The sequence below is a fragment of the Planosporangium spinosum genome, assembly GCF_049999945.1.
GTDB lineage: Bacteria > Actinomycetota > Actinomycetes > Mycobacteriales > Micromonosporaceae > Planosporangium > Planosporangium spinosum.
The window spans coordinates 45,151-57,373 of the sequence record NZ_JBLYUB010000027.1; the positions used below are offsets into that span (position 1 = coordinate 45,151).

General features: G+C 71.5%; 13 protein-coding genes. 7 read left to right on the forward strand and 6 right to left on the reverse strand.

Annotated elements, in window-relative coordinates; all coding sequences use genetic code 11:
* Window positions 1–2: 2 nt before the first annotated feature.
* From folK to folP, 3 genes are read right to left on the reverse strand one after another with little or no spacing between them, the layout of a single operon-like run.
* Complete coding sequence (gene folK, locus ACNTMW_RS27730; protein ID WP_426636807.1) at window positions 3–539, reverse strand: 2-amino-4-hydroxy-6-hydroxymethyldihydropteridine diphosphokinase; 537 nt, start codon at window positions 537–539, stop codon at window positions 3–5.
* Window positions 536–952, reverse strand: coding sequence for a dihydroneopterin aldolase (gene folB / locus ACNTMW_RS27735; protein ID WP_426636808.1), 417 nt, complete (start codon window positions 950–952; stop codon window positions 536–538). Before folB ends, folK begins: the two co-directional genes overlap by 4 nt.
* A complete protein-coding gene (gene folP, locus ACNTMW_RS27740; RefSeq protein ID WP_426636809.1) occupies window positions 949–1,782 on the reverse strand; it encodes a dihydropteroate synthase in 834 nt (277 codons plus the stop codon). Before folP ends, folB begins: the two co-directional genes overlap by 4 nt.
* A gap of 353 nt (window positions 1,783–2,135) precedes the next feature.
* On the opposite strand from folP, the gene ACNTMW_RS27745 reads away from it, so the two are divergent.
* Genes ACNTMW_RS27745 through ACNTMW_RS27775 form a run of 7 tightly spaced genes read left to right on the forward strand, consistent with a single transcriptional unit; the run spans window position 2,136 to window position 10,170 of the window.
* Window positions 2,136–2,369, forward strand: a complete 234-nt coding sequence (locus ACNTMW_RS27745; RefSeq protein WP_426636851.1) for a hypothetical protein — start codon at window positions 2,136–2,138, stop codon at window positions 2,367–2,369.
* Between the two features lie 43 nt (window positions 2,370–2,412).
* Window positions 2,413–2,778, forward strand: a complete 366-nt coding sequence (locus tag ACNTMW_RS27750; RefSeq protein WP_426636810.1) for a hypothetical protein — start codon at window positions 2,413–2,415, stop codon at window positions 2,776–2,778.
* On the forward strand, window positions 2,775–5,921 hold the full coding sequence (locus ACNTMW_RS27755; protein ID WP_426636811.1) for an ATP-binding protein: 3,147 nt from the start codon (window positions 2,775–2,777) through the stop codon (window positions 5,919–5,921). The genes ACNTMW_RS27750 and ACNTMW_RS27755 overlap by 4 nt, the downstream gene beginning before the upstream one ends.
* A gap of 27 nt (window positions 5,922–5,948) precedes the next feature.
* On the forward strand, window positions 5,949–7,877 hold the full coding sequence (locus ACNTMW_RS27760; protein WP_426636852.1) for an MFS transporter: 1,929 nt from the start codon (window positions 5,949–5,951) through the stop codon (window positions 7,875–7,877).
* Window positions 7,878–7,883: 6 nt separating this feature from the next.
* Complete coding sequence (locus ACNTMW_RS27765; RefSeq protein ID WP_426636812.1) at window positions 7,884–8,411, forward strand: hypothetical protein; 528 nt, start codon at window positions 7,884–7,886, stop codon at window positions 8,409–8,411.
* The gene (locus ACNTMW_RS27770; protein WP_426636813.1) at window positions 8,408–9,559 is read left to right on the forward strand and encodes a M23 family metallopeptidase; all 1,152 of its coding nucleotides are present in this window, start codon (window positions 8,408–8,410) and stop codon (window positions 9,557–9,559) included. The genes ACNTMW_RS27765 and ACNTMW_RS27770 overlap by 4 nt, the downstream gene beginning before the upstream one ends.
* On the forward strand, window positions 9,556–10,170 hold the full coding sequence (locus tag ACNTMW_RS27775) for a hypothetical protein (protein WP_426636814.1): 615 nt from the start codon (window positions 9,556–9,558) through the stop codon (window positions 10,168–10,170). The genes ACNTMW_RS27770 and ACNTMW_RS27775 overlap by 4 nt, the downstream gene beginning before the upstream one ends.
* Here ACNTMW_RS27775 and ACNTMW_RS27780 read toward each other — a convergent pair whose 3' ends face one another.
* The 3 genes from ACNTMW_RS27780 to ACNTMW_RS27790 all read right to left on the reverse strand — a co-directional run bounded on the left by ACNTMW_RS27780 (window position 10,171) and on the right by ACNTMW_RS27790 (window position 12,183).
* On the reverse strand, window positions 10,171–10,851 hold the full coding sequence (locus ACNTMW_RS27780; protein WP_426636815.1) for a hypothetical protein: 681 nt from the start codon (window positions 10,849–10,851) through the stop codon (window positions 10,171–10,173).
* 95 nt (window positions 10,852–10,946) lie between these two features.
* Entirely contained in the window at window positions 10,947–11,888 is a 942-nt protein-coding gene (locus tag ACNTMW_RS27785; protein WP_426636816.1) for a hypothetical protein, read from the reverse strand.
* Window positions 11,878–12,183: a hypothetical protein gene (locus tag ACNTMW_RS27790; RefSeq protein ID WP_426636817.1), complete on the reverse strand. Its 306-nt coding sequence runs from the start codon at window positions 12,181–12,183 to the stop codon at window positions 11,878–11,880. Before ACNTMW_RS27790 ends, ACNTMW_RS27785 begins: the two co-directional genes overlap by 11 nt.
* Window positions 12,184–12,223: the final 40 nt, after the last annotated feature.

Below are 12,223 nucleotides of genomic sequence, written 5' to 3' on the forward strand. Positions count from 1 at the left end.
GTCTAAGGCTCCAAGGACAGATCAGCGCATGGACGTACGGAGGGCAGGTCAGCCGCGACGGGATCGGCGCGGACCAGGTCGTGCACCCAGCCGTGCCCGGGCAGCTGCGCGTACGGCTGGATGTCCAGCCAGGGCCGGAGCACGAACGCCCGCTGGTACGCCCGGGGGTGCGGCAGCACCAGATCCGGATCTGTCGACACCACCGGCGTACCGTCCGCGGCCGAAACCGTGATCACGTCCACGTCCAGGGTACGCGGCGCGTACCGCCACGACGGGTCCCGATCGCGGCCGGCGGCCCGTTCCAGGTCCCGCGCCCTGGACAGCCAGGAGTACGGGTCGTCGCCGTCGTCGGCGGCCAGGACGACCGCGTTCAGGTACGGCGGCGACTCGCGCCCGTCGGGCCCCGGCCCGCCCCAGGGTGGCGTCTCGTACACCCCTGACACCACCACCACGAGGTCGCCGAGGGCCCGCACCGCGGCCCGCAGGTGCCCGATCCGGTCGCCGAGGTTGCTGCCCAACGAGAGCACCGCCCGCGTCATACCCGCTCCCCCGTCCGGCCGCTCCGCCCCCCGGTCCGGCCGCTCCGCCCCCCGGTCCGGTCGCGGCGCAGGGTGACCGCGACGTCGGCGAACTCGCGCGCGATCGGCGCCTGCGGCTTGTGCACGGTGACCGTGGCCGCCGACACCCGGTCGTCGCGCAGGCACACCGCCGCCAGCCGGTCGGCGAGCGTCTCGATGAGGTTGACCGGTTCGCCCTCGACGATCGCCGCCAGCCGCTCGGCCAGTTCGCCGTAGTGGACGGTGTCGCCGACGTCGTCGCTGGCCGCCGCGGGTGCCAGGTCCAGCTCGAGGACCACGTCGACGACGAAGTCCTGACCCTGGTCGCGCTCGAAGTCGTACACCCCGTGCCGCCCCCGTACCCGCAGGCCGGTCAGCGAGATCAGATCTGTCACCGGTGCGCCTCCATGGCCTGCCACACCCGGATCGCGTCGACGGTGTCGCGGACGTCGTGCACCCGCACGCCCCACGCGCCGGCCGCGACCGCGAGCAGCGCGCTCGCCACCGAAGCCGCGCCGCGCTCGTCGACCGGCCGGGCGGTGCCGTCCGGGCCGGACAGCAGCCGGCCGAGGTAGGACTTGCGACTGGAGGCGAAGAGGACCGGCAGCCCGAGGCCGATGACCGCGTCGAGGTGGGCCGACAGCCGCCAGTTGTGCTCGCCGGTCTTGGCGAAACCCAGGCCGGGGTCGAGGATCAGCCGGTCGCGCGTGACCCCGGCGGCGACCGCGGCGTCGACCCGCTCGGACAGCTCGGCACAGACCTCTTTCACCACGTCGTCGTAGACGGCCAGCTCGCCCATCCGGCGGGAGTGGCCCCGCCAGTGCATCAGGATCCACGGGCAGCCGGCGTCCGCCACGACGCGGGCCATGTCCGGGTCGGCCAGCCCACCGGAGACGTCGTTGACCACGCTGACGCCGGCGTCGAGCGCGGCGGCGGCGACCGAGGCGCGCGTGGTGTCGATGCTCATGGGTACGCCCGCGGCGGCCAGCTCACGGATGACCGGCAGAACCCGCGCGAGCTCGGCCTCGGCGCTGATCCGGTCGGCACCGGGCCGGGTCGACTCGCCACCGATGTCCACCAGGTCGGCGCCCTCGGCGCGCATCCGGCCGGCGTGCGCCACCGCGGCGTCGAGGTCGGCGTACCGGCCCCCGTCGGAGAAGCTGTCCGGGGTCACGTTGAGGATGCCCATGACAACCGGGTGTGGCACGGCGAGCAGGTCAGTCACAGTGATGACGTTACCTAGCCGCACCCGGCCGCGCCGGGCGGCCGGCGGTGCGGCCACCGAGGATTCCGACGCATCGGTCAGCTTGTTGGTAAGAGGGCCTTCAACGTACTCTCTGCGAGTGGACGCTATTCAGACCGTTAACCCTGGCAAACGCCTCCGACCAGGCCAAAAGTCCGGATAGCGCACAGCCGGGACCCCGACACCGGGCCCGGATCGGTACCGAAACGCTCCATCATCGGCAAGGCTGTACACGCGGGGCGGCCGCGTTCCTGGAAGGTTGATCGATGATGCTCATAGAGGTTGGCCAGGCGGTGTGGGGACACGTGCTGTCCCCGCCGGACACGGTCGTCCTCATGGCGGCTCCCGGCGAGATCAACACCGAGGGGATCCTGACCTTCTTCGCCAGCAAGATCGCTCCGATCCTGCTGGCGATACTAGGGGTGATCTTCATCGGCCGGGCCAGCAAGGGTGAGGTCTCGCGCGTACTGACCAGTTCGGCGATCGCCATCATCGGACTGGCCTTCATCGCGGGCGCGGCCACGCTCCTCATCGTCGGTGACTCGCTGATCAAACTGGTGTTCAAGTAGGCCGAGACGGGACTCAACGACCTGCGAGACAAGTAGGGCGACCATGCGGCTCCGCACCGATGACGACATCTACCGGGCCAGGCTCGTGTACCTCGGCCCACCCGGGTACACCTTGCCGATCCAGCTCCCATACGCCCAGTACGGGCTATTTGTCCTGCTAGTGCCTTTCTACATGTTCCTGCACTGGCTGATCACGTTCCAGGGACCGGACCTGTTCCCCGCCTGGGAGATCGCGCTCGCCATGGTCACCACGTCGCTGGTGTTCCGCTACGTCGACCCGGACCGGCCCGCCCGGATGGTGATCCGCACCGCGCTCACCGACTGGCGGCACACCCGGGAACCGCGCAACGAGATGCGGGACCCGCGCATCGTCGCGCGGCGGGTACGCATCCGCGAGGAGTTGGCATGACGCCGGGACGCTACGACGCCGAACTGGCCGGGCCCGACGACGACCAGGGCCGCGCCACCGACTACGACGGCGGGCTGCAGGCGGTCGCCGAGGGTGGCCGCATCGCCGTCCTCCAGGGCGGTGGGCCGGTCCGCCCGGCGAACGGCTGGTCCGCGCCGGCAACGGCCCGCAGCGGCGAGGTGCCGCCCGACATCGACTCACCGTTCCTGGGCCTCGTCGGCGGCGCGTCACCGGCACCGACGCCCGCCGCACCGCCACCACCCGCCGCACCGACACCACTCGTCGTCGAACCCACCGGCCAGCTCCTTGCTCCCGGCGCTGCGGCACCCCCCGCCGCTGCCCACGGAGCGATCGCGGTCGACCCCACCGGAGCGGTCACCGTCCCCGCCGCGACCGGCCCGGCCGGCCCGGCCCCCGCCGCCGACCGGGCCGCCGCCGAACGCCTCGCCGCCGACTGGGAAGCCCGACCACCGCGCCAGCGCAGGTCCGACCGCACGGTGGCGCGTACCGGCGGCGCGACGCTCGCCCGGGTCACCCCGTCCTCCGATCGCGGGCGCAGTCCACTGGAGAGGGTCCCGAAGCCCCGGCGCAAGGACCGCGACCCCGCCGTCGAACTGGCGATCACCGAGATCGCCGGGCACCTGACGTTCACGCCCAACTCCGTCACCGCCTGGTACTGGCTACCGGAGGTGCGGTGGGCGTTCCGGCCCGACGCCGAGCGCGAGGCGCTGCTGGCGGCCATCTCCGAGCAGTACGCCGGCCTCGCCGGCTTCCGCCTGCACCTGCGCCGCACCACCCGGCCGTTCCCGGCCGACCAGTGGGCCCGGGTGGTCGACGGACACTCACCACACCCGCTGCCGACCGTGCCCGGCGCCCCGTCCTGGTCGGACCATCTCGTCGCGGCGCAGCAGCACCTGCTGTCGGTCAACCACGCCGAGGGCCAGACGTACCTGGGCATCACGTTCGCCCGACGCACGCTCGGCGACACGCTGTCGGAGCGGATCAGCCGGCTGTTCGGCAAGGGCGTCACCGGCGGCGAGCGCCGCCGGATGGCCCGCACGATCGAGCAGTTCGACGAGGTACTCGGCTCGTTCGGGATGCGCGGGCGGCGGGTGACCGTGCAGGAGCTGGAGTGGCTGCTGTACCGGTCGGTCGCGCTCTGCATGCAGCCGCCGGTCGCCTTGTCCCCTGTGGAGCACGGCACCTGGGAGCACGGCGACCTGCTCGCCCTCACCGAGCAGATCGAGCGCTACCGCACCCCGTACGGGTCGACGGTCAAGCTCGTCAACCGGATGACCGGCGAGGAACGCCACGTCGCCGTCCTCACCGTCGGCCGGATGGAGCCGCTGGACATCCCCGAGCGGCACGAGCCGTGGATGCACTTCCACGAGCGGCTGCCCTGGCCGATGGAGCTGTCCTCGCGGGTCGACATCCTCGGCCCGTCCGACTCGTTCCGCAACCTCGAACACCGGCTGCGGCTCATCCGCTCCCAGCAGACCGACTACGCCGAGCACGGCATCGACGCCCCGCCGGAACTGGAGCGGCTGGCCAAGCGCGCGCTGACCATCGGCGACGACATCACGACCGGCCTGCCCGTCGACTCGTCCCGCGCGCACGGCTGGCACCGCATCGCGGTCAGCGGCCGCAGCCGCGAGGAGTGCCTGGAGCGGGCCCGCCGGCTGACCCAGCTGTACTCCCGGGAGATGCGCGTCTCGCTGCAGCACCCCAAGAACCAGGACTGGCTGGTCCGCGAGTTCATCCCCGGCGAGCCACTGGCCAACACCGGGTACGTGCGGCGGATGCCCATCAAGCTGTTCGCCGCCGCGCTGCCGCAGGCCGCGTCGACCGTCGGCGACCGCCGCGGCGACCTCATCGGCCGGACGTCGGGCACCTGCCGGCGGCCGGTCTTCCTCGACCTGCACTTCCCGATGGAGGTACGCGAGCGGTCCGGCCTCGCGGTGTTCGTCGCCGAGCCCGGCGGTGGCAAGTCGACGCTGCTCGGCGCGCTGGGCTACCTGGCCGCCCGGCGCGGCGTACAGGTGACGCTGCTGGACCCGTCCGGACCGCTGGCCCGGCTGTGCTCGATGCCGGAACTCGCCCCGTACTCGCGGGTGCTCAACCTGACCGGCTCCGAGCAGGGCACCCTGGCCCCGTACGCGCTGATCCCCACGCCGCTGCGCACGCACTTCGCGGCGGGGGCGGCCGGGGACCGCGAGTTCGAGATCGCCGTCTCCAACGCCCGGGCCGAGCGGCGGATGCTCGTCCAGGACATCTGCATGATGCTCGTCCCGCCGCAGGTCGCCCGGGAGGCGTCCACCGCCACCCTGCTGCGCCACGCCGTCCGCCAGGTGCCGGCCGAGGAGGCGTCCACGTTGGACGACGTCGTCGCGCTGCTGCAGAGCATCGGCGACGACGAGTCGCGGGAGCTGGGCAACCTGCTGCTGGACACCGCCGAGATGCCGCTGGCGACCCTGTTCTTCGGCCAGCCCGCCTCGGGCTCACTGTCGTCAGACACGGCGTTGACGGTCATCACCATGGCCGGGCTGCGACTGCCCGACCTTAAGATCGAGCGCGAGTACTGGTCGGCCGAGGAGTCCCTCGCCCTGCCGATGCTGCACACCGCGCACCGGCTCGCCGTACGCCGCTGCTACGGCGGCGAGATGAACCGGCGCAAGCTGGTCGGTCTCGACGAGGCGCACTTCATGGAAGGATGGCGCTCCGGCCGCTCCTTCCTGGTCCGACTCGCCCGCGACAGTCGAAAGTGGAATCTGGCGGCCCTGGTCGCCTCCCAGAACCCCCGCGACATCCTCGGCCTCGACGTGCAGAACCTGGTATCCACCGTGTTCGTCGGGCGTATCGCCGAGGACACCGAGATCGCGGAGGAAGCGCTGCGGTTGCTGCGCGTGCCGACCGGCGTCGGGTACGAGCAGACCCTCGCCTCGCTGTCGCAGGCGGACACCTCGTCGGAGTCCCGGCTCGGGTTCCGCGAATTCGTGATGCGGGACGTCGACGGGCGGGTACAGAAACTGCGCGCCGACGTGTCATACGTCCCCGACCTGTTGAGGTACCTGGATACGACGCCAGCGGCCGCCGGAGGAACACCGGTGTTGCCGACAGCCCGCCCCGACGAGCCGGAGGACTGATCGGTGGAGGCGAAGCTCCAGCACCGGATGGCGTCGCTGGTGCTGGCCGTGTTCGTGGGCGCCGTGGCGACGCTGTTCGGCGGCGTCGGCCCCGCGGCGGCCGTACCGGCGCCGGTGACGGAGGGTCCGGCGACGCTGTGCACCACCGACGAGTGGCGCAATCCGGCCAACTTCAACAAGTGTGTCGACGCGCTGCAGGACGTCGGTTCGGATGTGGCCGGGTGTGTGGAAGCCCCCACCCCGGGCACCCCGGACTCGGGCATGGCCGGCTGGTTCGCCTCCCGCACCGACGCCTACGACCAGCCCGGTCCCAAAGGGCTCTACACGCGATACGGCTACGCCGGGTACGACTACACGACGTACGACATCGACTGCGTAAAGACGGTCATGAACCCCCAGTACAAGTTCGAGAACACCGTGGCCAACGGTGAGTTCATGATCGCGACGTCGATCATCGGCGCCTCGAACGCGCTGCGGGAACGGGCCTGGAACCCGAAGTCCATGTGGGGCTGGGCCGACCCGCTCGTCGAGCGCGCCACGAAGGCCGTGTACGTGAAGGTGTTCACCGCCTTCGGCGCCGTCACGCTGGCGATCGTCGGCCTGTACCTGCTGTGGCGCTCCCGCCAGTCCGACCTGTCGAACGCGATGACGACGGCCGGCTGGGCCGTACTGGTCATGGTGGTCATCACCGCGATCGCCCAGTGGCCGACCTGGTCGGCGAACCTGGCGGACAACACGCTGGTCGGGTCGCTGGGCGTGATCCATGACGCCGTCGGGCCGCCGTCCCAGGACATTCCCGCCGGACAGTGCCGGAATCCGGACCCGCAGGGATGCATCGATCACCGCTCGCCGGCGATCCGGGCCAGTGACACCGCCAGCGACGGAATGCTCTACCGCAACTGGTTACGCGGTGCGCTCGGGTCGGCCGACAGCGAGACCGCCAAGAAGTACGGCCCCGTGCTCTACGACGCGAAGGCCTTCACCTGGGGTGAGGTCCAGGACATCCGCAAGGACCCCAAGCAGCGCGACGTCCTGATCAAACAGAAGCAGGACCACTGGATGAAGGTCGCCCAGCAGATCAAGGGCGAGGATCCGGAGGCGTACGAGTACCTCCAGGGCACGAAGGGCATGGAGCGCATCGGCGCGGGTTTCATCGCGATCCTGGCGTCGCTGTTCTTCGCCCTGTTCGACATCACCGCGTCGGTGCTGGTCCTGCTCGGCTTCCTGATCTTCCGGTGGGCCGTGATCGCCGCGCCCATCCTCGGGACGATCGGCCTGCTCCGCCCCGCCGCCGGCGGATTGCGCCGGCTGGCCAACGCCGTGATCGCCGCGATCTTCAACATCATCATCTTCGGTACCGGCGCGGCCGTCTACCTGTTCGCGGTGGACATGGTGATGAGCACGGCGTCCCTGCCCGGCTGGTTGCAGGTCGTCCTGATCTGGCTGACCGGGGTGGTGGGCTGGCTGCTGCTTCGCCCGTACCGCCGGATCACCCAGCTCGGCGGCAAGGACTCCTCCCGGGCGGTCACCTCGGCCGGCAGCTGGCACCGTCTGTTCTTCCGGGACGTGCGGCAGGCGGCCGCCCTGAAACTCATCGAAGAGGGCGGCACCAACGAACCGGCCGGTGGCCGGCGGGGCGTGCTGGCACAGACCAACCAGCGGCCCGAGTCCCGGAGCGAGTCGGTGGTGACCGTCGGCTCCAGTGCGGCCGGCACAACCGTCGCCGAGCCCGCCGCCGCGGAACGCCCCGAAACCGCGAGCACCGGACCGAAGCCGGAGGCCGCCCGGTCGACAACCCCGGCACCGCGCCGCCGGTACGAGGACAGCCAGCGCTGGACCGAGCCGGACGTGGTCGACGGCCCCCCGACGTACACCGTCTACCGGCCGGACGCCGGAGACGTCCAGGTACCGGCCACGTCGGCGCGACGGCCGGAGTCGGCGAAGATGCCCAGGTGAGATGCGATGCGCCCGATTCTGCGCCTGCTCGGTACGCGTTACGGGATAGCCCTGATCCTGGCGCTGCTCGTACTGGCCGTCGTGGGGATCATGCGGGGCGTGGCCGGTTCGTACCGGCAGACGTGGGGGACCGCGGTCGAGTCACCACGCAGCAGCATCGACCCGACCGCGGGGAATGACAGCCTACTCACCCCGGAGAGCCCCGCGCCGCCGGTCACCAGCCCCGGGGCTCCGGAGCCGGCGGCGGTGGCCACGGAGTTCGTCCACGCCTGGCTCGCCCACGAAGGGGTGACCGCCGAGCAGTGGCGCGCGGGCTTCGCCCGGTACGCCACGCCCGCATTGCGGGACAAGCTCAAGGACACCGACCCGGCACGCGTGCCGGCCCAACGTGCCACGGGCCCGGTGGTACTGCAGAACCGTGCCCCCACGTTCGTCGAAGCGAGTGTGCCGTTGGATTCGGGGACGGTACGGCTGCGCCTGCTCGCCACGAACGGCCGGTGGCTGGTCGACGGCGTGGACTGGGGGCGGGAATGACGACGGATCCACCCGCGCCGCGCCGGGCGCGGATCGGGCTGCTCGTCGCACTGACCGCGGGGCTCGCCCTGCTGTGCTGCGGCGGCGGCTCGGCGGCGTTCTTCCTCGACGGACTCAACGGGTCGAATACCCTGACCACCTTCGGCGCGGGCTGCGGCAAGCCGGGAGACCTGGTCGATCCCGACGGCAAACTGGACCGCATCGGCTCCCTCGGGGCCAGCCAGATGCGCAACGCGGCCGTCATCATCTCGGTGGGCCAGAAGCTGAACGTCCCCCCGCGTGGCTGGGTCATCGCCGTCGCGACCGCGTTGCAGGAGTCGTCGCTGAACAACCTCGGTCACCTGGGCGCGCGCAACGACTACGACTCGCTGGGCCTGTTCCAGCAGCGCCCCAGCCAGGGTTGGGGAACGCCCGAGCAGGTGCAGGATCCCGTGTACGCGTCGACGAAGTTCTACGAGCATCTGATCAAGGTGTCCGGTTGGGAGCAGATGTCGCTCACCGCTGCGGCGCAGGAGGTCCAGGGCAGCGCCTACCCCGACGCCTACGCCAAACACGAGCCTCTCGCCGCGCAGATCGTCAACAAGCTCGCCGGCGGCGCCGCCCGCTCGGTGGGCTCCCTCACCGCCCTGCGCTGCGCATTCCCCGGTGAGATCTCGGCCTCCGGCTGGACGGTTCCGGTCCGCGCGGAGATCGTCTCCGGCTTCCGTACCAAGGATCGGCCCAGCCACTACGGCGTCGACCTGGCCGTTCCCAAGGGAACCGTGGTCCGGGCGGCCTCCGCCGGGGTCGTGATCACAGCCATGTGCAACGCCCACGCCAACGGCCATAACGTGAGCTGCGACGTCGACGGTTCGCCCGACGTCCTCGGCTGCGGCTGGTACGTGGACATCCTGCACGCCGGCAACATGATCACGCGGTACTGTCACATGGTGGCGCGTCCGGACGTGCGCGTCGGCCAGACCGTCGCGGCGGGCCAGGAGATCGGTCACTCGGGCTCCAGCGGTAACTCGTCCGGCCCGCACCTGCACTTCGAGGTCCACCGAAACGGCGACGCCGGCAACGAGGGCGCGATCGATCCCGTCCCGTTCATGCAGCAGCAGGGCACCCCGCTGGGGACGGCGACGCCGAGCGGAGCGGCGTCCCCGTGACCGATCCGCTCTCCGGCTGGGACTTCGGTTCACTGTCCGCCCCGCAACCGGCGCCGATCGTGCCGGTACCCGCCGGCGAACACCGGTCGATCCGGGGTGCACGAGTCATCATCGGTCTACCGGGGCTCGGCTGGCGCGCCGACATGCGCGCCGACTCCCCCGTCGTGCAGGGCAGCCGGACCTACGTGCCGGTCCTCGCCGAACAGGAGTGGTACCGCGCCGAGGCCGAACGGATCGAAGCGTTCGCCCCCATGGTGCCGATCGAACGGGTATGGGTCGAGACACTGTCGATACCGTCCACCGTGGAGCAAACGGGCGGCCGTGACCTCATCTCTCGCCTGGTGTCGCTCGACGCTCCGCCCCGCCGGGAACCGGTTCCGGTACGCGACGCCGTCCGCGTCACCGGCCGTCGGGTGGTCAGGGTCGCCGTCCCCGGCAACACCGGCAGCCATGACCAGCGGGACCTCCGCGCCGTGACCGAGCCGTACACCAGCTCCGATGGTGACATCTGTGTCCGGGTCGCCACCGAACTCGACTGGTACCGCTGGGCGTGGAGCGGCAAGACGCCGCGCACCCTGGAAGTGCCTGTCCACCTGCTGTGGCTGGAGTAGTCAGCCAACCGGCTGGGCTCCACACACCCGCCAACCGTTGCTTCGATGCATCAGCGTGAAGCTCCAAATTCGGAACGATTCCGATGACTGGCCCGTCTGCTCCGGCACCATGGTCTTCAAGCGCACCCGAACCGTCGCCGCGTTCCCGTTCTCCTCGGACACGAAGTCCTCCCACCCAACCGTTATCCGGATACCGAATCGCTGCTCGCGACTCACGATTTCCGCCAACGTCCGCTCGATCTCGCCGATATCAGTCGGCTGCTCACACGTGAACCGTGCGGCTTTCGACTTGTCACGGTCGTCGAAGGTGGCCTGAAGGTACTGGCGGACCACGACCCCCGGAGTGCTGCGGTCGGGTTCACTCACGCCGCGGTAGAACAGGTAGCCCACGCCCAGCCCACCCATACACAGCAGCACGGCCACGGCGAAGACGGCGACCAGCACGATCCCGACGACGCGGCCACGACCGATCTTGGCCTGGTCGGGCGCGGCTGCCTCGCCGTCCGCCGTGGAGGCTCCGGCCGGCGGGCTGGCAGGAGCATCAGCCGCGGCACCCGAAGGGACACCGGGCGATGCGTCCGGGCGAACACCGGGCGCCGCGCCCGCCGTCCGGCCGGCCGTCGCGTCGATGCCGTTGTCCGGCGGGTGTGGCGGCTCGGGTGGCTTCGGCTCGTCGCTCACGGAATGAGCGTAACCCGGCGGGCCCACCGGAATCGCGCGCCGAACGATGACCGGGGTGCATTACGGCATCCACGGTCGTTGAACCGCCACCCCGGTCATCGGGCCATCGGAGCCTCAGGCCTTTCGATTGCTTCCGCGCTCCAGCGAATGTGGATCCGGTGGCCTCGCGCGTCGATGTAGGTCTCTTCCGCTCCCCGCCGGGCCGATCGCGCAGCCACCGAACGCCCAGCCATCGAACGCTCCGCCGCGACCGCCCGCTCGGCCCCCGGACGCCCGGCCACGACCGCCCGCTCGGCCCCCGAACGGGGGTCCACCGGTCGTGCGGGCGGTACGACCGACGGCGCGGTGGCGGGCAGGACCGGCGGGACGGCCGGTCCCGGGGTGACCGGGAACCGGCTGAGCGGGCCACCGGTCGGCGTACCCCCGGCACGGCGTACCGGCACCGGCGCGTCCACGACGTCCGGCAGGTCGGTGTCGAGGTCGATCTCGGGCACCTCGTCGGCCGGTCCACCGTCCTCGGTCGCCTGGTCGGCCGGCGCCGAGGTCCTGGCCTGGCTGTCCGGCGGCACGAACGACACGACGGGTCCGGGCCGGCCCGGCGTGACGTCGAAGGCGGCACCGGTCTCGATCCGCGGTGCGGTCAGTCGGGCGGCGGCGTTGGCGTACACCTCGTGCAACGTGCCCACGACGTCCCGGGCGGCGTCGTGGTCCGTACCGTTCCGCGCCGGACCACCACTCGCGGCCAGCGTGTGCAACGAACTGAGCGCCTCGTCCGTGGCGTCCGCGGCCGCGAGGAGCTGCGCCTGGTTGTACCGGGCGAGGTCCGCGGTGGCGCGCAGGCCGGCGACCATCGTCCGTACGGTGTCGGCGTACGCCCGGCCGGCGGTCGAGTCCCAGGCCCGCTCCAACGCCGGTAACCCGTCAACGAGCGCGTCGGCCCGCCGTTCGAGCAGTTCGGCGGCGTGCGCCCAATCCGCGACGGCCCGGGCGATCGCGTCCAGTTCGTCGAAGCCGAGGCCGTCGAGGTCAGCGGACACGGCCGGCCACCGTCGTCGCCGCGCGGCCGTCGACGAGGGCGTACTCGGCGGCCGCCACCGCCACCGCCGCGCGCAACTGTTCCGTCTGGCGGTCGAACGACTCCACCACCTCGGCCAGCGCGAGCAGGCCGGCGGTGCTCGCCCGGTGCAGCGCCACCGCCGGCTCGCACTCGGCGGGCGAGGATTCCACCCTCGAGGGCTCGGCGGGTAGCGGAACGGCGAGCGGCGGCAACCGGTCGAGGGTGCGCATCCACTCCGCCAGCGCATCCATGTCAACCCGTACGCGCGTCACCATGCCTCCCAGCCGGCCGACCACAGCGTAGCGGCGGGAGCGC